Consider the following 26102-nt stretch of genomic DNA (forward strand, 5'->3'; position numbering starts at 1 on the left):
TTGAGCTGTAAAGCGCTGACCTGACTGCCGCTCCGGCTATTCAAGGATTCTTGGCGTCTACTATCAGGTAAGCTGGTAGATCGCATTAACAAGCATCAAATCAAAACCTTAACACTGCTTCTGTGTGCTTTAAGTGCATTGATCTTAACGGTCAAATCACTTATCTAGCTGTAATCCGCTTTACCTGACTCCCAGCCACTGCTGTTTAAAGCTTTGTCTGTTAACTCTGCTTTGATCTAGCCCAAAGGACTCAACCTGCTCATTTTTACTTAGCATTAGTGTTTCAAACCAGCCATCCCATATCGACAGCGCCGAACCGAAATTTTTATCAAAATGCCTGCTCCGGGCACTATGATGTATCTGATGCTGCGCCGGGCTGATAAACAACCGTTCCCATTTTCCGAAACCTAACCACACAGGGCTATGACGTAAATTACTGCCGCAGAGGTTAAATATAAACACAAACAGATTCACACCAAGCAGATCAAAAACACTGATATTGTTTTTAAACAGATAGATGAACAGGCCGCTGATCAGAGAAGCCGTCGTTAAACTTCGCAGCGTATTAACAAGCAGCTCAACAGGATGAATACGGTACAGTGTTAACGGTGTCATAGTGGATGCACTATGGTGAACGGCATGAAAGCGCCATAGAAAAGTGATTTTATGAAACAGAAGATGCACCAGAAACTTGCTGAAATCGTGTCCCACAAATAACAGCAAAGCAAATAAACATGATAAAAACAGATCCTTGATCAAGAAAAAATTCCCGCTTCCGAATAACTCACTTAAACCGTGTTTAACCGCTAAAGCCAGACTGACCTGCAGGGTAAATAACGGCAGGATCAGCAGTTTTGTTAAACACTGATTAATAATCAGCCAGATAAGATCCATTTTACTTGAGCAGTTTAACCACAAGCTAGGGGCAAAAAGCTGCCTGTCTTTAATACAAACAGCCAGGATCAGACTACTGAGCAGGTACAGCCAGTAAATACGTTTCTGTGCATCAAAAATAAAAAACAGCGATCCCGCTGCAGTTTCAATCCATTCGAACAAAACCCGCCCTCATAAATATTATTATAAAAGTCATATTAAAACACTTGATTTTGCAAATAGTAATCAATATCATTCGCGAATACAAATAACTCTCATTTGTGCAATGACATAAATCAACAAGGATGAACTTTTAATGTTAACTAAAAAAATATTTTCTGCAGCTCTACTCTCTCTGTCAGCAGCGGCGGCATTTGCCTCTTTTGCTGACCACAGTGTCCATAAGCTTCCGGCTGCCGAAGCCGTCAGCGAAAACCAGATAAAAAACAATTACATAGGAATGGCTCAGGCCGCTTATGATGACTCATTAAGCAGTGCACAAACACTGCATAAATCTGTGCAGGAGTTATTAGCCAATCCAACAAATAAAACCTTAGCAGCAGCAAAAGAAGCCTACAAAAATGCCCGTATTCCTTATCAGCAGTCAGAAATTATGCGCTGGGATACAGATATCACCCTAACAGCAGGCCTTGATAAAGACGGCGGCCCTGCCAGTGTTGATCAGTGGGAAGGTCAAGTGAATGCCTGGCCCTTAGATGAGCAGGCCATTGATTATGTCCAGGGTAATAAAAATGCCGGTATTATCAACCAGAAAAATGCAGCGCCGATCAGCATCGATTATTTAATCGCACAAAACGGCGTCGGCGGCGAAGCAAATGTAACAACTGGGTTTCATGCGGTTGAATTTCTGCTTTGGGGACAGGATTTAAACGGTACAAAAGCCGGAGCAGGTGTCCGAGATGTTAATGATTTCCAAACAGACAGCAGCGGTAAATGCAGCGCTGCTAACTGTGACCGCCGCCGAGATTATTTACAGGCGGCAGTACAGCTGCTGATCACTGATTTAACGGTGATGAGTAATGAGTGGAGCCCGGTCTCCAGCACAACAAAAGGCACACTGGCTTATAACTTTTATCATTCCAGCGACGCCGTCCGCCAGATTATATTTGCCATGAAAAACATGGCTACGGATGAATTAGCATCAGCACGTATGAACGAAGGTCTCGAAGGGTTAGATCCAGAGCAGGAGCATGACTGTTTCAGTGATTTAAGCCACGTTGCCGTCTATTACAATTTTCAGGGCATCCGTAACGCATTTTACGGCGGTTATGAAAAAACTGACGGACAGATAATCAGCGGCGCAAGTATTGCAGATTACATCAATCAGCAAAGCCCGGCACTTTATAATGACTTTGATAAAGCTTTCAACAGCATAGAGAAAAACATGAAAATTGTTTTTAATGCCGGCGAGAAAAACAAAAATCCAATCCGTTTTGATCAGATCATCGGTCAGAAAGAAAATGCGTTGGAAAGAACAGCCGCAGTCAGCGCCGTTTATCAGTTAGTCTCATTGCAAAGCTCTTTTGACGACCTGCAGGAATTATTATCACTGCAGGCGTTAACCCTTGACGGTTCAGGTGATTAATCAATTTCTATAAACACTTTTCTACAGACAGCCGCGGCTGTCTTTTTTGCTTTTCCAGGCGGCTAAATTATGAACAAACTATTTCTTTTATTATCGCTGATCTCAACGGCAAGTTGTGCATTAGATCAGAAGCAGCACCTGTCCGCTGGTGAAACCAGTGTTAACAGCACTAAAGCTTCGGCTTTTTCGCAGCATTCGGCGAATATGAAAAATATAAAAAACATTTTAAAGTTCAACGGCGGCAACAAGTTCTTTGAAGAGCCCTGGGCACAAAGTGCCGGCTCTGTCAGTTCGCAGGACGGACTTGGTCCATTATTTAATAATAATGCCTGTCAGGACTGCCATGTCCGTGACGGCCGCGGACATGCATCAGCAGCACCGAACGGGCAGCGCGGTTCAGACTTTTCAACTATGCTGCTGCGTGTTTCAAAAAGCAGCATAAGTGAAACCCAGCAGCTAAAAATCGATAAATCACTGCTGGCTAATGTTGGTGATACCTGTATCGGCGGTCAACTGCAGCACCAGGCTAATTTCGGTATCCGTCCAGAGGCAGTTCAGCAGGTCAGTTATCAGTATCAAACCGTTACTTTTGCCGACGGTGTTACACAGGAACTGCGCAGGCCGATCTGGCATGTCAGCGCAAACGGATGCGAAATTGATGACGACAGCGTATTATCAGCCCGTATTGCCCCGCCTATGATAGGTTTAGGTCTGCTCGCTTTGATCGATGAAAAACAGATCTTAGCCCGACAAGATATTAGCGACAGCGACAATAACGGTATTTCCGGTAAAGCGAATCAGGTCTGGTCAATTCAGGATCAGCGGGTCACTTTAGGGCGTTTCGGCTGGAAGGCAGGTCAACCGACATTAAAGCAGCAGGCAGCAGGCGCCTTTTTAGGCGACATGGGCATCAGCAGTGACTTCTTTTCAGAACAGAACTGTCTGCCGCATCAGAGCGCCTGCCTTAATGCTAAAAATGGTAATGGTGATATGGTTAACCCCGATGCCGGTTATGAAGTCTCCACTAAGGTGCTGGATAAAGTGGCTTTCTATTCACATCATTTAGCAGTACCGAAACGCCGTAATGCTTATTCGCAAAAGGTATTACAGGGAAAGCAGGTTTTCATGGAACTTGGCTGTGCTCAATGTCATAGTGAAACTTATACAACCCAAAAAAGTGTTGAATTTCCAGAACTTTCGGAGCAGAAAATTTATCCCTATACCGATATGCTGCTGCACGACATGGGTAAAGATCTTAGTGATTTTGATAAGCGCAGCCAAAGTGTAAACGGCAAACTCAAGGTGGAGTTCTTAGCTCAGGCAAACGAATGGCGCACCCCGCCTCTGTGGGGAATCGGTCTGGCCAAGACAGTTGATCCGCAGGCGTCTTTTCTGCATGACGGCAGAGCTAGAACGATTTTAGAAGCCCTGTTGTGGCACGGTGGAGAAGCACAAAAAAGTAAAAATGCTCTGTTAAAAATAGATTCAGATAAACGTTCTGCTCTATTGGCCTTTCTGCAGGATTTATAAACGCCATTAATCTTTAGCGGATAAAAACTACAGCATCCAAACTTAGAGATAAGTATGGATGCTTCTTATTTAAAAACAAAAAAAATTTTCACATTTAAAATCAAACTGTTAAAGTGCCATATAAATCATTTTGTAAAAATTAGATACAAATTAAGTGATAATGGATACAATAATGTTACCGGTTACAGTAACCGGTAACATTATTGTGTATTAATCTCGACAGACTGATGCTGTTTATCTGCTGTAAAAATATAAAGCACAGCTGCAGGCGGTTTACTATTACGAAATAATTTAATAAAAACACTTCCCTGTTTGTCTGTCTCGGGGATTAATATTAAGAAATATACTGCCCGGCGGGCTTAAAGAGCACTATTTATGGCAACTATCACTGATGTCTGCAAATTATCCGGCGTATCAAAGGCGACCGTTTCCAGAGCGATTAACGGAACAGGACAGGTTAAAGAGTCGACCAGGAAAACTGTCTTTGATGCGATGAAGCAGTTAAATTTTAAACCGAACAGCTTAGCGCAAGCGTTAGCAAGCAACAGTTCCAACAGTATCGGTCTTATCATTTCTGATTTTGACGGTAACTATTTCGGCATGTTATTAAAACAAGCCGCACAAGCGGCTGAGCAGGCTGGTAAGCAGTTAATTGTGACAGACGGTCACAATGATGCTCCGCGTGAAATAGAAGCAATCAACTCTCTGGTTGACCGGCGCTGCGATGTCATTGTGCTGTACAGCCGTAAACTCTCACAGCAGGATTTTATCGATCTTAAACAGCGTATCTCTACACCGATTGTTGTTATCAACCGCAAAATGCCCGAGCACTCCTACCCGGCAGTTTGTTTTGATCAGGAGCATGCCGCCGGACTTGCAGTCAGGCAGTTACTGGCGATGAATCATACCCGCATAGCCTGCATCACCTCGGCATTTAATTCAGATACCAAACAGCTGCGTTTTAAAGCCTATCAGGATGCGCTTAATGAGCATAATATATCGTTAAATCGGGACTTGATTGCTGAAGGTAACTACACCATTGACAGCGGTTATGCGGCCTGCCGTAATATTCTGGCGACTGGAACTGCGTTTAGCGCACTGTTTGCTTTTAATGATGATATGGCTATCGGAGCAATGAAAGCATTAACGGAAGCCGGGCTGAGAATTCCCCTGGATGTATCCGTTATTGCTATTGATAATGAGCCGATCTCTGCATTTATCACCCCCGCTTTATCAACCGTTGAGCTGCCGATTGCCGCCATCACAGATAAGGCAATGAAACTAGCGCTGCAGCTGGCAGCGGGTAAAGAAGTTACAGCGGGCACCCGGGAATTTCGCGGAGAGCTTATTGTCCGGGATTCCACGGCGATTATCACTAGCCCTTTGGAAAGTATCCTGGCGAAATTTTAAGGAATTTATCTATCCGGCAGTAAGCCGGGTTAAGTAAAGGGAAGTTATGGCAACAATAAATGATGTTTGTAAATTAGCCGGCGTATCGAAAGCGACGGTATCCCGTGTTATTAATCGTACCGGGCAGGTAAAAGAATCAACCCGCAAGGTGGTTTTTGATGCGATGGAGCAGTTGAATTTTAAACCCAACAGTCTAGCGCAGGCATTAGCGAGTAACAGCTCGAACAGTATCGGTCTGATAGTTTCAACCTTTCACGGTAATTACTTCGGCGCATTATTAAAACAAGCGGCTATGCTGGCAGAGCAGGCAGGTAAACAGCTGCTTGTTACTGACGGTCACAATGATCCACTGCTTGAGATCGAAGCCGTTGACTCACTGGTTGCGCGGCGCTGCGATGTCATTGTTTTATACAGCCGTCATATGTCCGAGCAGGACTTTATAGCCCTTAAACAAAGAATTTCTATTCCTATCGTTATGATCAACCGGCAGTTACAGGATAAATCCTGCTATGCTGTGTGCTTTGATCAGCTGCATGCGACTCAGCTGGCGGTAAATCAGTTACTGGACATGAACCATAAACAGATTGCCTGTATTACTTCCCCGCTTGACTCGCCAACCGGCCTTCTGCGTTTACAGGGTTACCAGGACTGCATTGCGCAACACCATATCCCGACCAATCCGGCACTGATTGCCGAAGGCGGCAATACGATTGAAAGCGGTTATCAGGCCTGTCAGAAAATACTGCTCACAGGTGCCCCCTTCAGTGCGCTTTTTGCCTGTAATGACAATATGGCAATCGGCGCGATGAAAGCATTGACAGAAGCAGGATTGAAAATTCCTGATGATATTTCAGTCATATCCATTGATAATGAAGCCGCTTCTGCCTTTTTAACGCCGCCGTTATCTACTGTTGAACTGCCGATAGAGGCAATCACGGACAGCGCAATAAAAACAGCACTGGCGCTGGCTGACGGCCAAAAAGTACAAGCAGGGACTAAAGAGTTTCGCGGTAAACTTATTGTTCGTGATTCAACCGCTTATCTACGGAAAAAATAAAACCGCTCAAACAAGAACAGTTTTTTGCTATAATCACCTGTGATGCTGACGGCTCGGTCGCCAAACTAAACCCGCCGGCATCAATTCTGAAGCCTGTTAATGATTAACCTCATTAATAGGCTTTTTTACCACCAGGACTCAAACATTGCACCAAGAGCAAACGTATCCTGCTTTGCTTCATAGCTTGTTGAAGTTACCTGATTATCCGCTTCGCCTACCATTGCATAAAAACGCAGCATAGGACGCGCACCATCAAAAGCATTGATGCTGATATTCTGTGAAAGTGTCACTTTCCAGGCGCTGTTTTCAGCATCATTATCGTAATCTACCAGTGAATAACCCGCTTCCAGCCATGTTGAGTGCACACTGTTCCAGTTGTACATAGGTCTGACTATCGCGCTGTAGTTAGTGCGGTCTTGTGAATTATCCTGAGCATTACTCAAGTTATGGTAAGCACCTAAATACTCAACCACTACATTCTCAGAGAAATTCACACTACCCGTTAGACCTGTATAGATGGCGGTCTGATCAGCCGTTTTAGTAAATACCGAAGCATCCGAGTTATCTGAATAACGCACAACAAACTGATTCGAACCCTTTGACCAGGTATTGTCTAATACAGCGGCTACCTGATAAGCAGTATCATTTTCTACATCTGTTTTATTACCGTTTTCATCATACTGGTCACTAGCAAAACCATAGTTAGCAAGCAGGCTTAATGATAGAGAATCACTGAAATCCATGCCGTGCAGCTTTGATGTTACGGCATAGTTACCGCTGTCAGCAGGGGAACTGCCTTCAACCTGCGCCACCGCAGAAATGTCAAATTTAAGACCGCCGAACTCCAGGTTATAAATACCCGCGCCCTGCCCGTCGTGAGTCATCCAGTAATGATCGTTAAGAGCATGCTGGTAACGCTGGTGAAAATCTCGGCCGGCCCATAAGTAAGCATTAGGCTGAGATTCAAAAATATTTGTCACACCTGCGTAGAATTTTTTCAGACCTATCTCATCCCCCCAGTGTTCCAGCATCACAACCACATCCCAGATAGCGCCGTCGTCAGATTGAAAACCTTTAGCAAACTGGAACTCACCGCCGTTGCCTTCATTACCTAAACGACCGGCAGCATTGCCCGCTAGCTGGCCCTCAGCACTGACAAATTCATAGAGATCATCTGAATAATGCGCACCGTAACGGGCATAACCAGAGAACACAATGCCTTCAGGCACGACAGTTTCAGGCGTCAATACAATAGGCTGCTTGTCTTCAACCTGTTTTTGTAAATCTGCATTAATAACCTCAGCTGAAGCGGATGCTGCAGAGAAAACAGCGACTAAAGCAGCTGCTGTTGGTAGTAATTTAAATTTCATCTTTCTTCCTTTATTAAACATGAGTAAAAATATTATTGTCAGAGGTGCCTGACTTCTTGCCAAAGTCTGCCTTCCCCGCTTTTATGCATGTCAAATTCGTTTAAAAAAACAACGTTTTCAACAAAATTCACGCCAAAAACTTGAATTTTTCGCGTAAAAATTCCCTCGCGGATCGAATTTTCGATACGAATAAATATGGTGCCTTAACAACCGAAAAATATGGCTGTTAAAAAACGGAGCCGTATACCTGTCGATACAGGCTCCGAATACTTACTAAAATGTTTGAAAAAGTATCTGATCTTTTATGCTGGTTAAAACGGACCATTTACTTAAACAGTCTGCTGTTATTTCCCTTGAATGAGCCGATGGATGTCGATCATCTCTTCGATCATATCTTTAGCCAGCATGGCGGTCATAATATGGTCCTGGGCATGCACCATGATTAGATTAACCGGTACTTTCCCCTCTCCCTCATCGAGACCTATCAGTGCAGTCTGTACTTTATGAGCTCGTTTCGATGCCTGCAGCGATTGTGCTAGAAAACCATCTACTTCATCCCATTTCCCTGCTTTGGCCGCCTGCAGCGCTTCCATCGCACAGGACTTTGACTCACCAGCGTTAATAATCAGTTCCATTACTGTACTTTCTAGTTCTTCACCTGAAATCATCTTCTCTGCCTTAAATTTTTATATTATGAATGACGACTCTCTGTCATGGTTAAATAATGGTAAACAGCACCGATAATGCCGGAATCATTATTAAAGCGGCTGCTTTCTATGCTGACAAAATCATTAACAGTGAACTGCTGAATCGCATTTTGAGAATCAATAATTTCTTGAAATTTTCTCTTTATTTCCGGAAAAATTTCATAACGTTCACTAATCGCACCGCCAATAATAATTTTTTGCGGATTTAAAATAAAAGTTAAGTTATATAAACCCAATGCAATACTCTGATAAAAATGCTCAATAACGCTTTTCGCTGTTTCATTTCCATTCTCAGCTAAACGATAAATATCTTCACCAGAGATTTCATCAATATCCAGAATACCTTCGGCATCGCAATACCTTCGACGCAGTCCTTCTTTCACCGATGCACAAAAGCTCATACTGGCATTTTGTTTATCGTTAGAGGTGAACACATTGTCTAACATCATAAAGCCAAACTCACCGGCCATATAATTATGTCCTCTACACAACTGGTTATTAATGCAGATCGCTCCGCCAATTCCGGTGCCGATAGTGATGCAGATAAAATTAGCCGTATCCTGCGCATTTCCGCGCCATTTCTCGGCAAGCGCAACACAATTGACATCATTTTCCAACTCAACGGGCAGAGACAGTTTTTCGGCTATCATCTGCTTAAAGTTAATGCCGTAAAAGTCATCAATCGCACCTGCAGTCTGCAGATAGCCGCTATCGACGTTAACAAATCCCGGCATAGAGAAAGCAACGCCCTTTAAGTCATACAAAGCGCCGTATTTTTCTTTAATCTTAACAATATTTGCAATGATACTTTCACCGCAGGCGGTTGTGCTGACTTTACCCTTTTCTAAAATATTGGCGTTGTCATCCAGTACACCAAATTTTATATTGGTGCCGCCGATATCAAAAGCTAAGTAATATTTCATGCTGTTTACTACTATCTATTAAGGTTGATTTAACGTGCTAAGCTCTCACCGCGAGTGTCAATAATCTCTTTGTACCAATGGAATGATGCTTTCTTCTTACGTGCTAGACCATTTTGATGATCAACATAAATAAAGCCGTACTGTTTCTTATAACCGTTTAACCAGCTTAATAAATCAATCGCAGACCATGAGTAAAATCCTTTAATATGCACGCCGCGATCAATCGCTTCTTTCACTGCACACAAATGATCATTAAGGAAGTTAATTCGCGGAATATCACAAACTGCACCTTCGATAATCGGATCTTCATCACCTAAGCCGTTCTCTGTAATGTAAAGTTTGATTTGTCCGTACTGGTCCTTGAGCATAACCAAACCGTCAACAAAACCTGTTGGAGAAATCTCCCAGTCCCATTTAGTGTATTTTTTATCATCCATTTTGACCGTTCTAAAAACATGATCAAAACTAGGATTACCCGGTGAACCTGTAGAGTTTTCTAGTGAATGTTCCACCTGTTCAACCGGCTGCTCAATCTTCTCAACACGCATCGGCTGATAATAATTAAGACCCATAAAATCATTTAGCGGAGCGGCTTGCTTAATCACTGCCAGCTCTTCTAATGTCCAGTCCGGCAGCAGGCCGCTTTCTTCTAATTGTTTAACCACATATTCTGGGTATTCACCCTTAAGAATCGGGTCATAGAACCAATTTACGCCAAACTGATTAGCATGTTCAGCTGCAAACTCATTTGCAGGTGAATCATCAACTGCAAATGCCGGCGAAAATACATGACTTAAGCCTATTTCTCCGAACTGATTCAGCTTTTTATACTCGATAATGGTACGCGCATGAGCATAAAACACATTATGAGTTACTTGGAAATATTTCTTCGGATCGTTCTGAATACCCGGTGGATGTGCGCCTGACATATAACCTAATGCCGCAAATACCACGGTTTCATTAAATGTAATGAAGTTCTTAACCCGATCCCCAAACTCGTTAAAACAAAGTTTCGCGTATTCAACATATGCATCCGCCGTATTTTTATTTAACCATGCACCTTCTTTTTCCAACGGTAGAGGCAGATCCCAGTGATATAAAGTAACAAAAGGAACAATACCGTACTTCAAACATTCATCAATTAAGTTATTATAAAAGTCGATACCTTTTTGATTAATTTCGCCGCTGCCATTCGGGAAAATACGTGCCCATGAAATAGAAAAGCGGTAAGACTCAAGACCCATTTCAGCCATTAATGCGATGTCTTCTTTGTAACGATTATAATGATCAACCGCTACATCTCCGTTTGTACCTTCAAAGGTTTTACCTGGAATTTTTGTAAATTCATCCCAGTTGGTAGGCCCTTTACCGTCTTGATCCCAAGCACCTTCTACCTGATAAGCAGCACTGGCGGCACCGAATAAAAAATCATTTGCAAACTTCATCTATTAACCCTTGTAGATATTATCGCCGTTTTAACGGCTGTTATTAAAACAAATTTATTGCCGCCTGAACTGAGACTCTGTCCGGACGGCACCTGCAGCTGTTAAGCCAGCATCTTTAATGCGTCCTGCAGAATTTTTTCTCCTTTCATCATGCCGTAGTCCATCATATCGATAACCTCAACACGCTTGCCTTGCGGGTCTGCCAGCTTCTGCAGTTCAGCTTTCTTAAAGCGAATCTGCGGGCCTAACAGGAACAGATCATATTCACTTAAATATTCCTGAATAGTTTCAACACCGTGTGCTTCAATATGGACATCTAAGCCTTTCTGCTGTGCACTTTCGCGCATTTTTTTAACCACCATCGACGTTGACATACCCGCTGCACATAACAATAAAATCTTTTTCATAATAATTTCTCGCTTGTTTTAATTAATATATTTTCTGAATCACTTTTTATTCACTTAACTAGTCACCGGCTGAGCGCCTGACTGTTCTTCCTGCTGTCTTTGTTCTTCCTGCCTTTTTGCCTGATGTTCTTCAGCAGCGTTTAACTTATCCTGATATTTAAAGAACGGGAAGTAGACACAAATTGTCATTATCAAAACACCAACCTGCAGTACTGCAGCTGTCCAGCCGCCGACAATAAAGCCGCTTAACACAATAGGTGTTGTCCACGGCACCTGAATGGCTGAGAATGGCCCAACAATACCCATGTTAACCGCAGCATAAACCATACAAACAGATAGTGCAGGCGCCAGAACAAACGGGATAAACATAATCGGATTAAAGATAATCGGGGTGGCAAAAATAACCGGTTCATTAATGTTAAAAATCCCCGGAACAAATGATAAACGTCCCAGCTGCTTCATCTGCGCTGAACGGGCAAACATAACCATGCAGCAGACTAAACCAAATGTCAGACCTGATCCCCCGACGGTCAGGAATTGATCCACAAACTGATTAGTTACTATTTTTGCATTGCCGCCGGCAACAAGTGTTTCACCAGCATTTATTAGCGCCTGATTATGTAGACCATTTGCAGTTACAATCGGCCCCATAATCCCCATAACAATAACCGGACCGTGAACACCACACCACCAGAGAAGTGAAATCAATAGAGCAATACTCAATGCTCCCCAGAATGAATCGGACATATTCTGCAGCGGCGTCTGTAAAATAGTGTAAATAGTTTCAATAAAGGTCTGATCAAATCCGGCGTTAAAGAAGATAAAAGTAAGGAATGCCAGTGAGATAATAAGAAAGCCGGGAATTAGCGATTTAAATGCATTAGCAACACCTTCAGGCACACTGTCCGGCAGTTTAATAACCCAGTTTCGATTAAGTGCCATGGCATAAATTTTACCCACCACTAAACCGATAATAATAGCGGCGATCATACCTTTACCACCTAAATATTCCTTGGGTATTACGCCGCCGACTTTAGTTATTCCGTCCGGCGCCATAACAAAACCATTACTGACAATCAGCAGAGAAACAACCGCTAATACACCGGCGTTAGTCCCGACATGCCCTTCGTATTTAACATAGGTATAAGCAATACCAAAAGCACCAATCAATGCCAGAATGTCAAATGTTGCTCCGACTACCTGGAATAACGGTGTTGACCATTCTGCACCGAAAATACCGGTCATAAAATCGCCGTAGCCGTCAATAGGAATAAAAGCTAATAACAGGAAGACTGATCCGATAATGGTCAGCGGCATAGTCAGCATAAAACCTTCTTTTATGGCAACGATAGATTTTGAATTAACAACTTTTAATACTACAGCCAGAACAGCATCCAGCTTGGCCATAAAAGCAGCTTTTTTATCTGCAGTTTGCGTACTCATTCTTTACCCCTAGTTAAATTAACAAAATTATTTGTGTTGGTAATTATTCATAACATGGACCAACTGTAACCGGTTTCAGAAACCGGTTACAGTTGTTCTCGGTAATAATGTGCATAGGATCACAATATAATTTCTAATCGATATTTAATAAATAATAACTGAACACCAGAAATTAATTGAAAAACCTTAAATAACAATTAGTTACACGAACCCATGGAGGCGATCATAAACATTTAGGGGTAAGTAAAAAAGATCATAAGTAGATCCAATACAAAGCTGTCTTACTGAGGTATCGGAAAAAAGGATATTAAGAAGGTAAAACTATAAAAATAACGGAGAGATAAAACCCAACTGACAGGCATTAATAAGATAACTCCCCTTTCTACACATAAACATTCAAGGGGGAGCATTTTCAGCAGCCGTTAACTATTGCTAAAGCGGCGACTGTACTTATACCCATTATCATTCAAGATGCAAAAATCAACAAGTCGTGAAGGTCTAACAGGTAAATCTAGATAAATTCAATTCCGGCAGAACTGTTATTCCAGTTCAACGGGAGGTCTGAAGGTCAGATCATGTACCACCACATCTTGCGGATTACTTAATAGCTGACTAACCATTGCAGCAACGCTTTGCGGACTCATATACTGCGCACGCTCCTGCTCTCGAAATGTAGTATTGATACCGCCGGGATAAACACCGGTTACTTTGATTCCATGCGGCTGCGCTTCTTTCATCAATACATTGTTCAATCCGGCAAATCCTTGTTTCATTGCCGTATAAATACTCATCGAAGCATTACTTCGTTTAGCAACCGTACTGATAATATTAATAATGTAGCCCTTCTCAGCAGGCAGCATATGCTGCATTGCTTCACGGCAAAGCAGATACGGCGCACGCAGATTAACCGCGTACTGCAGTTCAAATTCATCTAGGTTTGTATCCGCAAGCTCACATTTTCGCGAGTTCATTCCGGCATTATTAATCAGCACATCTATCTTACCGAGTGCCTGTTTTGCCTGCGAAAAAAGCTCAACTACATCATCCGCCCTGCTAAGATCAAAACACTTACCTAAGCAGCCGGTTTCTAACATCAGCTCCTGCAGCTGTATTTCATCGCGCCCGGTGGCAAAAACTAAATAACCTTTGTTACACAGGTCCAAAACAAGCGCCCGGCCCAGGCCTTTCGTTGCACCAGTAATAAGTACCGTTTGATAACTCATTTTTATATTTCCTCTAAACAGCATATTGTTAAAATGGCTGATTAATCATGACCTGCATCGCTGTGCCTTCATCACCAACCGCAATATCAAAACGTACGGGAACATTAGCAGCTAATGCTCGTAGACTAAAACCAACATCATATTTCATATCAGAAAGTAATGTACCCAGCTTATATTGCTCCGCAACTCGCCCAGCCTCCACAAATAAAACAGTTTGAAACCAGTCAATTGAAAAAGGACTCCAGCCTTGATCTTTCATCGGATTAAAGGACGGGATCATACGGTATTCGACTGCTCCGTAAACAGCCGCTTTGTCATTAAAACGATTACTGTCATATGCCCGCATACGCGTCAGTCCCCCTAAACGGGCACCTTCCCACATCGGCGTCTGGTTTTTATCTAGTAAACCGCCTTCGTGCAGTGAGCCGGACTTATCCCAGGAAGGGGAATAAGCCGTCCAGAAATTAAATGCAAGTACCTGCTGACGGGTCCAGGAAAAATTATCTATTTCCAGAAAATGGCTGTAATCCAGTTCGACTGCGTTCCAGCTTTGTGTCGAGCTGCCGAGTCCAAAATCTGCAGATACTTTTCCGTTTATACGATAACCCCGGCTAGGATTAGCTGGGTAATCGGTATTATCATGCTCAATATATAAACGCATGCCATTAGTGTTTAATGACGGCTCCTGCACAAACTTATCAGCAGATAATTTGGCATAAAAAAGCTCAGTGCCGATAATAGTCTGACCGGTACTAAAGGGAGCCCCGCCACCGGCATCATCGCGGTTAACGGCAATACCACGGTTTGACTTAATCACCGGCAGCACAGTATTAGTGCTCTCTCCCCAGGGAAGAACATAACGAAAATCGATATCAGCCCAGTTATTATGACCCTGTGACTCTAAGGGCTGATAATCACCATCAAACTGTTTAGTATCATGACCGCCGTCAAGGTATAAACGCTGCTTAGGGTTATACATGCGAACACCGATCGCACTGATAAAAGTCCGCTCAGAAAAAGAGGGGTTATAACCACTGACTGCCAGCATACCGCCGACGGCGCGCTCTGTATCTGAGTCACTATAATAGGCATGTTCAACGGGCATCTCTTCACCAGCAAATACAGTCGCGGCCAGAGTCATCTGCGGCTGAATAAAACCACTGAAGATACCTACGGCACCTGCAGTAAAGCCCATACTTTCGGAGCTGAAAGCGTAAGGCAGTACAACCCAGTCTCTCTGCCTGGTGCCTGACGGATTAACTTTTTCAACAATATACTCGCTAGCGGTCGCTGAGTACTGCGCAAATATCATGCTAAAAACAGTAAAGAAAAAAATAGCAGATCGTTTAAACAAGCGCTGCATAAAATGAATACTCATAAAGTCTATAGTTGTTTATATCATCCGATAACTCTAAATGAACTATCAGGTAAAGAAAATCAGGAACAAAAATAAGGTGATATAAAAAATGAAGTTGTTTTTATTAACTTTTTGAAGCTATGTTAACAAATAGAAGGTTATAAGAATAGTAAATGCAGGTGTATAACAACTGTCAAACTGTTAAAAGCACAGAGAGATCAAAAAATTATAATGCAGGAGAGCACAAATTATAATGTTCCGGACGGTCGATCGCTGCTCAGTAGTTTGACTGCTAATAAAATTAAAACTGTGCCGGTAAGCCCTTCCATCCAGGCCATCGCAGATGCACTTTGAAACAGCTTTTTCGCAGAATTAACGGCACCAGCCAGACCGCACTGCCAGAGCATAGCAATCACAAAATGAACTGCAGCCATAGTTAATGACTGCATAAATGCAGAATGCGCGGGATCAATAAACTGCGGTAAAAATGCCAGGTAAAAAACAGCCGTTTTGGGATTGAGTACATTGGATAAAAAACCTTCGCGAATGGAGCGCCCAGCATTAAAGGTAACAGTATGATGAACACCTGTATCCATGCGCTTTATGCCTTTAAATGCAGCTTTAATACTGTTTAAACCCAGCCAGATTAAATAACCTGCCCCAATCCACTTTACAATCTGGAAAAACTCGGCCGACTGAAGCAAAATAGCGGAGATCCCCACGGCTGAAAATACAGCATGAACAAATAAACCTAAACAGATCCCCAGGCTGGTTATACAGCCGTCTATACCACCAGAGCGGCTGCTGTTACGTACCACCAATGCGGTATCAAGCCCAGGTGTTAACGTAAGCAGCGTAATCGCAATCAAAAACGTTTCAAAATTCAAAATATGCATTCATTCTGCCCCTAATGTATCAATTATTTAGTTATACCAATAACAAAGAACCTGAGCAAAAATAAATTAAACAGCCACGCTGTTAAAATGACCATCGCGTTTTTAGAGTTTATTTTTTAACCTCAGAGCTAACAATATTTATGTATCTACTATCGAGTGTTCATAAATCTTTGAAATGCAAATGTAAATGACATAAAAACTCTGACCTGATATAGCAGAACCCAAAAAACTAAATTTTAAGTTTTAAAATCAACAAGATAAAGTGTAAACGTTACCACTAACACAAGGCAAAAGCTTTGTTGTTTAGAATATTTAAATAATGAGATCTGTAACTAAACTGTGATCACTATTTGCAGAAAATTGCCTCTGCTTGTTTTGTAAGCTTCTAAAATTTGCATTAATCTAAGCGAATCTAAGTTGGCAAGATGCTCGTTTAGATGAACTATCAAATACTAGTGAGGACAGACGGATCTGCCTGCTTAATACTATAAATATAATAAACTTGTGCCGGAAGCTTTGCAGCGGCAGAAAAACAACTAGAAACTATGAGGTTCAATTATGAAATTAAGACTTTTAATCGCAGGTATCGCGGCAATGGCAGTAGTAGGCTGTACAACAACTACATCTACAACTAATGAAGGTGCAGAAACCGTTGCAGAGGCAAGTACAAACATTCCTGGTTTATACACTCCAGGTCCTACTGAAGCAGTTATCTATTACAAACGTGTCGACGGCCAATATGAAGATTGGGGATTACATCTTTGGAGCGGAGACGTAACACAAGAAACCAGCTGGGGATTCGCATTCCCTCTAACGGGCATTTCTGAGAAATACGGAGCTTACTATGTAGTACCTTTACAAGATGCTGACTGGGATTCTTTCAAGTTTATCGTACATCGCGGCGATTCAAAAGACCTGGGCGGTCTAGACCACTCTTTTGACCGCGCGACATTCGGTGTTGATGTATTTACTACAGAAGGCAGCTCTGAACTGGCAGCCGATCCAGCGATGTAAATAGAATGGCGGGCCAGGTTTGCCGTTTACAGGCAAAGGAAATATCTGGCCCGCAAATTTTAACAACAGCTCTCTCTTCTCTCGACATTACAAGCAGTAGATTTAAATCTGCGCCACATCTTTTACCCTCACGCAAGTGCATAAACCACACTTTTCAACTGTAAATAACCGACACTTAATAACTCGGACCCACATCACAACTAATTAGCGTTTATCTTTTTCTTTCAAACAGTTACACAACGCCATCTGACTGACTCAAGAGCGTCTAGAAGATATGTAAACGCCACTTTATAGGTGTAAAGTTGACCTTTTATCATTATCCGAAAATTACCTGCATTGTATGATTTCCACCCACACAAACCACGAGGAAATAAAATGAAAGCGATCAAGATTGCCGGCTTGTTATGCGGTGCATTAACACTATCTGCATGTAATACTGAAACAGTTTATGTTGAAGAAGAATTGATTCTGCCGGAGCATATTCCAGGTCCAGAATTGATTAGTGAATTCAGAAATATGGTTTACGTTTCAATCGGACGTTCAGAATATTACGATAGTATGCGTACTGTACTGCCTCAGCAGGTAGATGCTATCACCGATGTGCTTATTGCCTTCGCTAACCCGACTAAAAATGCCGATGGTGAACTAGAAGAATTTAATGACGAGCAGATCGAAGATATTGAATACGTTGTTGATCTATTCCGCAGAGAAAACCCAGATGCACGACTACTAATGGCCTTTGGCGGATGGCGTCATGACTCTAGTTTTGATCCGGTTTATGAAGCAGTTGCACGTGATGATGAGGCCCGCGCTGCCTTTATCGAAAACGTCATGGAGCTTGTTGAAGAGTACGACCTTGATGGTGTCGACATGGATTGGGAATACCCGCGTGTTGAGTATGCAGACGAATACGCACTATTTACTCGAGAACTTGCAAATGAGCTGCATATTCAAGGTAAATACTACACAGCAGCGGTTATCGGTGTAGAAGACAAACCAACTGACGATGGTGACGGCGCGGCTTACTTAGACAGTGTATTAGTTGATTTAGACAGCATCCATCTAATGGCTTACGATATGGAGTTTGAAAACCACTCTACATACGAGCATGCTGAAGCAGCTATCGACTACTGGGTGCATGAGCGAGGTGCAGATCCTAAGAAAGTACTACTAGGATTACCAGCATACTCTCGTCCAGGCTGGCAGGATTTCCGCTTTATCACTGCAACACCAGAGAATGGCGGATCTCCACACGGTCACCCGGATAATGCTTGTCAGGATACCTTCATCCATGAAGGTGAAATCAACTACTACAATGGTTTACCACTCATTCAAGAAAAAACCAAACTAGCTATGGATGAGGCTCTAGGGGGGGTTATGATGTGGGAAGCAGCATTAGATTCTTCAGATCCTGAACTCTCAATCATCGCAACGATTGAGAACTTTGTCAGCCAAAACGGCATAATGAACTATTGTCAGACTAATGGTCTACCATTAGCACAATAAGTTTAAAGTAACGATAATGAAAACAGCTCTCCATTTCAGGTGAGCTGTTTATTTTCTACAGTACAGATCTAACAAGCGACACTATACTACTATTCGTAATGCAATATAGGGCACAATATTAAAGACAAATATGCATATTTTAAAAACCAGCATGCCTGCATAGTGAATTGCATCGAATCTCTCTACTGACAGCTTCAACCATCTGCAGTGTACTCTATATACAAAATCATGAGCCAGTGCCAGCCACACTACCCAGAACAATAAAAACATAATATTAAACAGCGCACACCAGGCAAAAAAGTCACAGATCAATGCAGTAGCCATTATTGTTTTTCCTTTTCATAATCAGCAGCTCATTCGTATAAATCATAGTTTCTCTGCTGCAGACATACATACTTTTTCGGACGTGAATATAATACCAAATCCATTAATTATATATTCATTTACGCTTGCTAAAATGAATGCTGGCTTCGTTATTTATTTTGCAATTAGAACAACTAGTTACTGCAATCAATGCCTTACTTTCATCCATTTTTCCTTACGCCTAAATAGATCAGCTAATTAATGGAATTGGTATAAGTAAATAAAACTTATGCGTTACCAATAAGTACAGCCTGGTTATGCCTGGTTATGAATATTTTGATTCACGTTATTTCACCTCTACCGGCAGGCCTCATTTTTCTGTTCTATATTCTAAGAAGCAGATTATTAAAAGAAGTATTGACGAATTGCCTGAGGCTCAGGCTGATAGCAACACAGGCGCACTATCATTTAGCGGTTTCACCTTAAGATAAGTTTCATGAGAGGTTACAATGGAAATGCAGAATCACCCTTTATCTTCGCTGTTTGATCAATTAGGTCTGGATAGTTCTGAGCAGGATATTTTCGACTTTATTACTGAATACGGCCCCTTTCTCAGAACGGAAGAGCTGCATCATGCATGTTTCTGGAGCGAATCACAGGCAGCTTTTTTAAAAGAAGCCAAGAATGAAGATGCCGACTGGGCAGAAGTCGTTGATCAGTTAGATGCCATGCTGCGCGCTAGAGAAGACTAACCTCCCAGTTACTTTTATCTTGCTGAAAGAATCAATGCCCACGTAAGGTTATCCCCAACAAAGCTGACCTAATGTCAGATTTGTTGGGGATACAAGAACTGCACTTTTTAAAGTGACAGGCGCTTTTTATTTAATCTGCGTTTCCTGTCTAACCATTGATTTAATAATAATGATAGAACAATCAATGCTCCTCCGACCATTAAGCGCTGAATATCCGCATCGTGATTCCAAATTAGTAAATTAACTACAATACCCGCAGGAATAAGCAGATTATTCATCACCGCCAGTGCACCGATATTCACTAACGTCGCACCTTTATTCCAGGCGAAATAGCCCAGCCCGGATGCAATAGTTCCCAGGTAAATCAGCACGCTCCACTGCAGTCCGGTAGCGGGAAGTTTTTCACTGTTACCAAAAACAGCGTAACAAAGAGCAGCAACAATTAGAGCGCCGATAAAAAACCAGGCGAAAATAGTCTGTTGTTTCAACTCTCGCTTATCCAGTAGACGTTTATACGCTACCTGTCCGATCGCAAAACACAGATTAGCGGCCTGCACCAGGAAGAAACCCGTTATGAAACCCGCATCAACCCCGTTATAACGAATAGCAGCGGCACCGGCAGTTGCCAGTAAAGCGGTTAACATAAAGTCCGGATGAAACAAGCCTTCACAGGCATCATTAATCAGGGTGACATAGATAGGAGTCATGACCGTAAACAGAAGCACTTCCGGTACCGACAGAAACAAAAAAGACTGATAATAAAAAACATACATCAGACCTAATTGAACCGCCCCGATCGCCATCAGTTTCAAAGCTGTCATCGCTGAAACTTGACGAATTCGTAAGAACGGCAGAAAAACCAGCGTCGCTAAAGCGATACGCATCAATACCGAAAACCACGGATCTACCTGACCCGCTAAATAAACACCAATTAAACTAAAAGAAAAAGCCCATAACAGGGTCACTGAAAATAAATACGGCATATAAAATAACCTATTGTTAACAACTGAAAAATAGACGCTATTCTACAGAAGAAAAAGATTAATAATCACCTAGCAGCATCCCGCATAATAAATACTCTCAATAATAAATAAGGCCGGCACAATAAAAACAGGAAAGAATCAGAAAAATCGATAAGTGCCCACATAAACGGGCACTTTAATAAATAATGGGGTTAGTGCCCGGCAATAATATAAAAATAATAAATCATAGAAGCTGCAATTAGATACAGCGACCAGTGATCTTCTTTATAACGCCCGGTGGTTATCTTAAGAAAAGCATAAACCAGCATAGCAGCCGCAATACCGTTACCGGCATTAAAGCTGAATACGCTCATCACCACACAGACAAATGCCGGCAGGTACTCGGTAATATCATCGTAGTTAATTTTTTTCATCGAGCCCATCATCGCAATACCGATATACATCAATACAGGCGCGGTTGCCGCTGTCGGAATCATAGCTGCCAGAGGTGCTAAAAACAGCGTCAATGCAAAACACATTGCCGTCACCAGTGCCGTGAAACCGGTTCGCCCGCCTGCTTCAACACCTGCCGAACTCTCCACATAGGTAGTCAGCACCGGACATGAGAACAGTGCGCCGAAAGTTGTTGCGCTTGAGTCTACATGGAAGTTTTTATCAATCCCCGGCAGGTTGCCGTCTTTATCCAGATAACCCGCCTGCGCGCCTATGCCTAACATTGCCCCCAGTGTTGAGAAAAAATCAGGAATAAAAAATGCTAATAAGAACGGCAGATAAGCTGGGCTCAATGCGCCGAGAATATCGAGTTTAAAAAACATGCTGTCAATGCTGCCGGGTTTACTGACCAAGCTTTCCGGCACAGAAGTAATACCTAAAATTAACCCGATGATAGTAGTTAATAAAATGGATAAAATGATCCCGCCTCTGATTTTTCGAGAGACAAAAAACAGCACAATAAAAAAGCCTAAAATAGCGATAATCACATTCAGCGAAGCCAAATCACCAAAAATCAATACATTCTTTTTTGGATCCGCGATAATAATGCCCGCCTGTTTGAAACCGAGCAACGCAATAAACAGACCGATGCCGACCCCCACGGAAACTTTCACACTGTGCGGAATGATTCTTACCACAAACTCACGTACACCAAGAAAAGAAACCAGCATAAACAGTATGCCGCTGATAAAAACGATACCAGCAGCAATACTCAGCGGCACATCATTACCCAGAAGAGTAAACGAAAATATCGCTACACTACCGAGCCCAGGGCCTAAAACAAAAGGACGATTGGTATATAAAGCCATCGCAATGGTAGTAACCACTGTCATTAAAATAGTTACCGTAAATGCACTTTCAAAATCTAAACCGCCTTTACTTAATATACCGGGTACCACTGCTATCATATACGCCATCGTCGCAAAGGTTGTGAATCCAGCGATCACCTCAGTCGCCAGACTGGTATTATTTCCTTTAAAATCAAACCAGCCGGCTAGACTAAAATTTTCTTTGTAAGCAATAGATTTCATAAAGTTCTCTTTAGATATTGTTTAATAGTAAATTTATCTTTAACGACGGTATTCAATCAGCTGCGATGCAGCTATCTGAGGCTCTGCAGTCAATGTCTGACGCAGCATATCAAACTCGCTGCACCACGACTGCAGCCACTGCTGTTTTATCTTTTCCGGCATCCAGCAGGCATGAATACTGTTGATCATCATCTGGCGCAGGCTGCCTAAATCAAATCCAAAATCTTCAACCATTACCCGGTAACAGTTAGCACTAGTGGTATTATGAATATGCCAGTCATCGGTGCAGGGGATGATATTCATACCCGCTTTTGCCATAGTGCGGATCGGATGCTTCTCACACCAGTCTTTATGTTCCGGCCACTGCCTAAAATAATAGGTATTTGATGGAATAACCGTAAATGGTATTCCGTTCTGCGCATATTTATGCATAAGCTCGGGGTTATCAACAATGGTATATCCATGATCAATACGATCTGTCTGAATAAGCTCAATGCCGGTCTCAACATTACGCCAGTGCAGGCCAAACTCTGAGCAGTGCGCCGTTAAGCGGTAACCATGATCGGATGCAAGACGATAGGCTTTCCAGAAATGATCAACAGGGGCATCATGCTCTTTATAATCAATACCAATTCCTAATACATAATCATGCGGATAGGTCAGCATATCCCGAACCATTTCTACAGCCTGTTCAGGTGACTTCTCTCGATTGATTGACGGAATCAGACGTATCACCATGCCCGTTTCCAGCTCAACATCATCAATCGCTTTAACCAGCGCCTGATTCACAGCATGGTAAGAAATGAGCGTATCACTTGGATTCCAGAAAGTTTCAATATAGCGAACCCCGCAGGCATAAGCATCCTGAGCAACTTCAGTCAGCACCCGGTAATAATCCTGCGGTTCACGCATCAGCTGGTAAAGAAAAGTCAGCGCTTCAATACCGCCTTTTATTTTGCCCGTTTCATGTTGATGTGCACGGTAATAACATTTCGCCTCAAGTTCTGACAACTCAACATCGTATTTCTCGGCAAAGGAAAGCATAGTTTCTAAGCGCACACCACCAAGGAGATGGTAATGCAGATCAGCTTTAGGAAACTGGTGATAAAAATCATTAAGTGTAAGTGAGCGGCGGTTCACTGTCGGCCCTTAAATAGAAATAAAGCGCCACTATCCAGTGCTGCGTAGTGAATGTGAAATGCAGATAATGAAATGCCGATGCTGAATCGGCACTGACAGTCGTTATTTTGTGACATAAATAAGGGTTTCAACGGCCATTAACGGTTGAAATTTAAACCGGTTGTCCGCCGCACCAGGGGCGACTCAACTGCCAGCCCGTCTTAAGTGCATTCTCTAAAGACAACCATAACTCTTGCGCTTCCTTAGTAAGCGGTGCTGAATTGCGGTAAAGGCGAATCTGATAAGGTATGCGGTAGAGCTGCGCATCAATAGCAGTCAGCCTGCCGTCAGCCAGCTCTTCACGGATCTGAATATCAGGAACCCAGGTAATACCTTTACCCCGCAGTGCCATCTCTTTATGAATCTGGCACATTGAAGATTCAAAAACTGAATAAGTATTAAGCGCTTCAAACTGCGGATTGTGCTTTTCAATTAATTTTGCACTATATGACTCCGGGCTATAACGAATAATCGGCGTTGCACCTCCATCGCAGGGAAACATTTTATTACCCGAAGCATCTGCACAGCTAACCAGCAGAAAGTTGCCCTGCCCGATACATAAATTCTGAAAAGGCGGCTGCAGCAGAGGCAGCATTTCAAAACCGAGCAAAAACTCACACTCCCCCTGCGTTAATGCTTCTACAGCAAAATCAACACGCAGAATATCAACAGAAAACGGCGCCTGTACTTGTGAGTTCTCCGCATACTCAACAAGATCGAGCAAAGCAGGAGAAGATAGTGCGTGAGGCGTTACTATGCGAATAGGATTATGCAGAGGTTTTTCTATGCCGTTAATTAATTTCAGACCATCTTCAATCTGCGCAAGGATATTCCTGGCAACAGTGCGGAACTGACGTCCGGCAGGGGTTAAACAGACAGGGGTCTTGGAACGGTCAATTAATATTTGTCCAACGCTGTTTTCAAGCGCACGAATGTGGCGCCCAAATGCCGGCTGCGTAATATGCCGAGCTTCAGCCGCCCGAGAAAAGTTCCTCAATTCAGCTAATATCAGAAAATCCTGCAGCCACTTGGTATCAAAGCTCATCTGTTTATCTCAGTAATAGTAAGAATGACATAATACAGGAAAGCTGCAGTATATACCCGACTCTAAATCCTCCCGTCCCTACAGCTCGCGTTCTTGAATTTTACCCGTCATGGTCACGAATCTAACTTGAGATAATACCTGTGTTTCTATCTGGTTTTCCGACAGACGGGTAATACGGTATAAAACCTGCTGCAGCGAACCAATAGGAATAACCATATGCCCGCCGATGCTCAGCTGTTCAATCAGAGCCTGCGGTAATATATCGGGAGCGGCTGTTACTATAATCCGGTCAAAAGGCGCCTGTTCTGACCAGTCATTTAAACCATCTCCGCATCGGCTGTGTATATTGTGATAGTTAAGACGTTTTAGAGTCTGCCGTGCGCGTTCAGCCAGCTCCGGTACTATCTCAATGGTGTAGACCTGGTCGACTATTTCAGCCAGCACAGCTGTCTGATAACCGCAGCCCGTCCCTATTTCCAGTACTTTATGATCAGCCTGAAGCTGCAGCTGCTCGGTCATTAAGGCAACAATATAGGGCTGTGAAATGGTCTGATTTAAACCAATCGGCAGCGGAAAATCACCATAAGCTTCATCAATCAGCGGTTGACTGACAAACAGATGCCGGGGAACGGTCTTCATGGCGCATAAAACCGCTTTATTAGTGATTCCGCGTGCACTAATCTGCTGCATAACCATTAATTCACGAAGAGTTGAATAGTCCATATTATCTCGCTTAAAAATATTAATTAATCTGCTGCATACCGCCGTTATGAAAACTTTTCAGTTTCCTGATTAATTTAGAGTGATCAATACAACAATAGTTTCAAAAGGACAAAAAACAACACCTGCCGGCAATGGTTTATAAACTCTGCCGATGATAAAATTGTTGTTTAAAATCAACGGAAGATACTGATTTTTATTATGCTTAATAGGTGATAAACAAAGATGCACAGGCACCTTAAAATAGTTTGGAAAATATCAGTTAACAACTACTTAGATAGAGACAATAATGACAGACAAAACTATTCCAACAGAAATGACCTTCTTCGCACGTTTTGAAGAAGATATCCTGGCCGGTAAAAAAACAATCACACTGCGCGATGAATCTGAACGCGATTATGTTCCGGGAAGCCGAGTGAAAGTATTTACTTTAGAAGAGAAGCGTGAATTCTGCAGCCTGGACATTTTATCCGTTGAGCCGCTGCTGTTTAATGATTTAAACCAGTTTCATGCCGAGCAGGAAAACATGACCCTGCCGGTATTAAAAGACTTAATTCAGGAAATTTACCCGGGTATTAAACAGCTTTATATGGTGACTTATAAGCTGGCAGACAGCTAATCAGAACAAATATAAAACCGCGGCAACGACTTAATGCCGATCAGTTAAGAAAAATCTATTGATTTTTAACTGAATAAGATCAAAATCCGATGTTCACAAAACATCGGATTTTTTTATGCAACTATCAACAGCACTTTCCCAGGTATCACTTAATCACTTCACTGAATTTACTGGCCTTAACGAGCTATTAGCACCTGAGTTAGTTACTGAT

General features: G+C 42.5%; 24 protein-coding genes. 8 read left to right on the plus strand and 16 right to left on the minus strand.

Features of this window, described 5'->3' with window-relative positions; all coding sequences use genetic code 11:
- Window positions 1–180: 180 nt before the first annotated feature.
- Entirely contained in the window at window positions 181–1056 is an 876-nt protein-coding gene (locus tag G327_RS0121455; RefSeq protein WP_019616862.1) for a sterol desaturase family protein, read from the minus strand.
- Between the two features lie 133 nt (window positions 1057–1189).
- On the opposite strand from G327_RS0121455, the gene G327_RS0121460 reads away from it, so the two are divergent.
- From G327_RS0121460 to G327_RS0121480, 4 genes are all read left to right on the plus strand, one after another.
- A complete protein-coding gene (locus G327_RS0121460; protein WP_019616863.1) occupies window positions 1190–2479 on the plus strand; it encodes an imelysin family protein in 1290 nt (429 codons plus the stop codon).
- A 69-nt stretch (window positions 2480–2548) separates the two neighbouring features.
- Window positions 2549–4009, plus strand: a complete 1461-nt coding sequence (locus tag G327_RS0121465) for a di-heme oxidoreductase family protein (RefSeq protein WP_019616864.1) — start codon at window positions 2549–2551, stop codon at window positions 4007–4009.
- Window positions 4010–4384: 375 nt separating this feature from the next.
- Entirely contained in the window at window positions 4385–5419 is a 1035-nt protein-coding gene (locus G327_RS0121475; RefSeq protein WP_019616866.1) for a LacI family DNA-binding transcriptional regulator, read from the plus strand.
- 46 nt (window positions 5420–5465) lie between these two features.
- Complete coding sequence (locus tag G327_RS0121480) at window positions 5466–6476, plus strand: LacI family DNA-binding transcriptional regulator (RefSeq protein WP_019616867.1); 1011 nt, start codon at window positions 5466–5468, stop codon at window positions 6474–6476.
- A gap of 125 nt (window positions 6477–6601) precedes the next feature.
- Here the strand turns inward: G327_RS0121480 and G327_RS0121485 are convergent, their stop codons facing one another.
- The 9 genes from G327_RS0121485 to G327_RS0121525 all read right to left on the minus strand — a co-directional run bounded on the left by G327_RS0121485 (window position 6602) and on the right by G327_RS0121525 (window position 16247).
- The gene (locus G327_RS0121485; protein WP_019616868.1) at window positions 6602–7846 is read right to left on the minus strand and encodes a carbohydrate porin; all 1245 of its coding nucleotides are present in this window, start codon (window positions 7844–7846) and stop codon (window positions 6602–6604) included.
- A 344-nt stretch (window positions 7847–8190) separates the two neighbouring features.
- A complete protein-coding gene (locus tag G327_RS0121490) occupies window positions 8191–8514 on the minus strand; it encodes a PTS lactose/cellobiose transporter subunit IIA (protein WP_019616869.1) in 324 nt (107 codons plus the stop codon).
- A gap of 23 nt (window positions 8515–8537) precedes the next feature.
- Window positions 8538–9476, minus strand: coding sequence for an ROK family protein (locus G327_RS0121495; RefSeq protein WP_019616870.1), 939 nt, complete (start codon window positions 9474–9476; stop codon window positions 8538–8540).
- Window positions 9477–9505: 29 nt separating this feature from the next.
- On the minus strand, window positions 9506–10921 hold the full coding sequence (locus G327_RS0121500; RefSeq protein WP_019616871.1) for a glycoside hydrolase family 1 protein: 1416 nt from the start codon (window positions 10919–10921) through the stop codon (window positions 9506–9508).
- Between the two features lie 101 nt (window positions 10922–11022).
- Window positions 11023–11328 carry a PTS sugar transporter subunit IIB gene (locus tag G327_RS0121505; RefSeq protein ID WP_019616872.1) on the minus strand — a complete coding sequence of 102 codons (306 nt, stop codon included), beginning with the start codon at window positions 11326–11328 and terminating at the stop codon, window positions 11023–11025.
- 54 nt (window positions 11329–11382) lie between these two features.
- Entirely contained in the window at window positions 11383–12771 is a 1389-nt protein-coding gene (locus tag G327_RS0121510) for a PTS sugar transporter subunit IIC (RefSeq protein ID WP_019616873.1), read from the minus strand.
- Between the two features lie 539 nt (window positions 12772–13310).
- On the minus strand, window positions 13311–13994 hold the full coding sequence (locus G327_RS0121515) for an SDR family oxidoreductase (protein ID WP_019616874.1): 684 nt from the start codon (window positions 13992–13994) through the stop codon (window positions 13311–13313).
- 28 nt (window positions 13995–14022) lie between these two features.
- Window positions 14023–15372 carry a BamA/TamA family outer membrane protein gene (locus G327_RS0121520; protein ID WP_019616875.1) on the minus strand — a complete coding sequence of 450 codons (1350 nt, stop codon included), beginning with the start codon at window positions 15370–15372 and terminating at the stop codon, window positions 14023–14025.
- 227 nt (window positions 15373–15599) lie between these two features.
- Window positions 15600–16247 (minus strand): LysE family translocator, encoded by a 648-nt coding sequence (locus G327_RS0121525; protein ID WP_019616876.1) that lies wholly within the window; start codon window positions 16245–16247, stop codon window positions 15600–15602.
- A gap of 558 nt (window positions 16248–16805) precedes the next feature.
- Between G327_RS0121525 and G327_RS0121530 the strand changes: the two genes are divergently transcribed.
- Complete coding sequence (locus G327_RS0121530) at window positions 16806–17261, plus strand: pullulanase-associated domain-containing protein (protein WP_019616877.1); 456 nt, start codon at window positions 16806–16808, stop codon at window positions 17259–17261.
- 375 nt (window positions 17262–17636) lie between these two features.
- Window positions 17637–18767 carry a glycoside hydrolase family 18 protein gene (locus G327_RS0121535; protein WP_019616878.1) on the plus strand — a complete coding sequence of 377 codons (1131 nt, stop codon included), beginning with the start codon at window positions 17637–17639 and terminating at the stop codon, window positions 18765–18767.
- Between the two features lie 81 nt (window positions 18768–18848).
- On the opposite strand, the gene G327_RS0121540 is transcribed toward G327_RS0121535, so the two are convergent.
- On the minus strand, window positions 18849–19091 hold the full coding sequence (locus G327_RS0121540) for a DUF6868 family protein (RefSeq protein ID WP_019616879.1): 243 nt from the start codon (window positions 19089–19091) through the stop codon (window positions 18849–18851).
- 488 nt (window positions 19092–19579) lie between these two features.
- Here G327_RS0121540 and G327_RS0121545 point away from each other — a divergent pair, with 488 nt between their 5' ends.
- Window positions 19580–19822, plus strand: a complete 243-nt coding sequence (locus tag G327_RS0121545) for a DUF2789 family protein (RefSeq protein ID WP_019616880.1) — start codon at window positions 19580–19582, stop codon at window positions 19820–19822.
- 107 nt (window positions 19823–19929) lie between these two features.
- Here the strand turns inward: G327_RS0121545 and G327_RS0121550 are convergent, their stop codons facing one another.
- The 5 genes from G327_RS0121550 to G327_RS0121570 all read right to left on the minus strand — a co-directional run bounded on the left by G327_RS0121550 (window position 19930) and on the right by G327_RS0121570 (window position 25275).
- Complete coding sequence (locus tag G327_RS0121550; protein ID WP_019616881.1) at window positions 19930–20805, minus strand: EamA family transporter; 876 nt, start codon at window positions 20803–20805, stop codon at window positions 19930–19932.
- A gap of 191 nt (window positions 20806–20996) precedes the next feature.
- A complete protein-coding gene (locus G327_RS0121555; RefSeq protein WP_019616882.1) occupies window positions 20997–22328 on the minus strand; it encodes an NCS2 family permease in 1332 nt (443 codons plus the stop codon).
- 39 nt (window positions 22329–22367) lie between these two features.
- Entirely contained in the window at window positions 22368–23468 is a 1101-nt protein-coding gene (locus G327_RS0121560) for an adenosine deaminase family protein (RefSeq protein ID WP_019616883.1), read from the minus strand.
- A gap of 151 nt (window positions 23469–23619) precedes the next feature.
- A complete protein-coding gene (locus tag G327_RS0121565; protein WP_019616884.1) occupies window positions 23620–24552 on the minus strand; it encodes a LysR family transcriptional regulator in 933 nt (310 codons plus the stop codon).
- 78 nt (window positions 24553–24630) lie between these two features.
- Complete coding sequence (locus G327_RS0121570; protein ID WP_019616885.1) at window positions 24631–25275, minus strand: protein-L-isoaspartate(D-aspartate) O-methyltransferase; 645 nt, start codon at window positions 25273–25275, stop codon at window positions 24631–24633.
- A 286-nt stretch (window positions 25276–25561) separates the two neighbouring features.
- Between G327_RS0121570 and yqfB the strand changes: the two genes are divergently transcribed.
- Complete coding sequence (gene yqfB / locus G327_RS0121575; RefSeq protein ID WP_019616886.1) at window positions 25562–25891, plus strand: N(4)-acetylcytidine aminohydrolase; 330 nt, start codon at window positions 25562–25564, stop codon at window positions 25889–25891.
- Window positions 25892–26102: the final 211 nt, after the last annotated feature.

The organism is Psychromonas ossibalaenae ATCC BAA-1528, from assembly GCF_000381745.1.
Classification (GTDB): domain Bacteria; phylum Pseudomonadota; class Gammaproteobacteria; order Enterobacterales; family Psychromonadaceae; genus Psychromonas; species Psychromonas ossibalaenae.